The 1,726-nt window shown below is 45.0% G+C and carries 1 protein-coding gene; it reads right to left on the bottom strand.

The annotated features are described in order from the left end of the window. Positions 1 to 1,415 (bottom strand): NAD(P)/FAD-dependent oxidoreductase (locus tag RM368_RS38360; RefSeq protein ID WP_322698911.1); only part of this gene is annotated, 1,415 nt, incomplete at its 3' end. Positions 1,416 to 1,726 lie beyond the last annotated feature (311 nt).

The following is a 1,726-nucleotide window of genomic DNA, read 5'->3' as shown; positions in this document are numbered from 1 at the left end:
CACATCAACCCCGCTAAAGGTGTACCGTGACCAGGAAACAAACCTTTAGCAGCAGAAATTGCCGGGCCATAGGAACCATGATGGCGGCGTAAAAAACGTTCGTGGGTGAGGGGTGTACCAACCAAGGTGATTTCGCAACGGGTGCGGATATCGCTGATGATTCGTTCTAAAGCTTGCCACATCACCTCGGCGCGCGATCGCTTTTGTTGCTCATATTCCTGGCTTCTCCTATCTAGCCCTTGCCAAAGTGCGTAAGGTTCATTACCGGGAGTGTAAACGTGAATTACGTGTTTACTTGGGGGTGCAAGCGATGGGTCAAGAATTGAGGGTATTGATACTACCACAACATTTTGCGGTGCAGTAATGCCCAATTGCCAATCATTAACCACAATATAATGACAAGCTAAATCTGCTGGTAAACCTTGAGCATCAATACCAAGATGTAAGTGCATAAAGCTATCACATTCTGGTATGGCTTGGCGTTGGCTGCGGAATTTGTTTGGTACTGCCCCTTCTGGTAATAGTTTTAACGTATCCCATACCGAAGCATTAGAAACAACTGCTCGCCGCGCCCGAATTTCTTCCCCATTTCGCAGTTTGACACCTACCGCGCGTTTACCTTGTACCAAAACTTGCTCAACATGAGAGCCTAACATTAATTTCCCGCCATGTTTTTCTAACCCTTGCACCAGTGCATTGACTAAAGCACCACTCCCACCAACAGGGTAATCTAACGCTACTCCTGGTTTGTACCACTCCGCAAACATAAATGCGACTTCGGCGGCGTTAGTTCCTGATGCTGGTAATCCAGAGAGGAGAAAACACAACAAGTTCAACCAGTTAATAATAAAGGGGTCATGAACAACACCATTCACGATCCGGTCAAAAGACCCCGTTAACTTGAGAATATTGGCAGTATGTTTAGCTAACGATGGAGCAAATTTACTGATAGTCAAAGCTGCACCTACATCTAAACGTAATGCAGATGCAGGGAGAGCGATCGCAGCTGCGGTTAGTGGTGTCATCACCGCTTGCAAGCGTCGCCATTCGGACACTGCATCTTCACCTCGCAGCCTTGCTAGCACTTCACAAAACTGTTCTGTACCCACAGATGTATCAAAATCACCTTCTGGTAGCCGACAACCCCAAGTATCGTAAGTAACACATGGCAAATCCACACCAATTACATCTAGCACTTGTCGTAAAGGGTTAACCGAAGGAGTGTAAGACAAACCAGAGTAAAGAGAAGGGCCACTATCAAACTTAAATCCTTGACGTTCAAAACTGTGCGCCGCTCCACCAGCAATTGTATGACTCTCGCAAACAGTCACATCAAACCCATATCGCGCTAAAACAGCAGCACAACTCAACCCCCCTATACCACTACCAATTACAACTACATCTTTTTGGTTCATAGTCATTAGTTATTAGTGCGTAGTCTATAGTTATTGTGCCAAGTTTTTCACTCTCAACAACTGAGGAGAAAGCAGATTTTCTCATATTTGGGTTTGCTGTGTGATTTTCACTTGCGGGAATTTTGTCAGTTCTTTATTCTGTTTTTGTTTTATTCACATCTTTTGACAATCAGCGTTCCTTATATTCTTAAACTTTGTATAAGGTACATCAAATAACAGCTTGGTTGTGCCTGTAGCCCTGGCGATCGCCCCTTCCCCCAGAATTGGAACTAGCTGCTTACGCAGTTGGTATTTTTCTACTTCTCTGTGCT

The organism is Nostoc sp. DedSLP03 (assembly GCF_034530815.1).
In the GTDB taxonomy this organism is placed as follows: Bacteria; Cyanobacteriota; Cyanobacteriia; order Cyanobacteriales; family Nostocaceae; genus Nostoc.
Note: the sequence above shows the minus strand (reverse complement) of the source record. Positions and strands in the feature narration are given on the sequence as shown.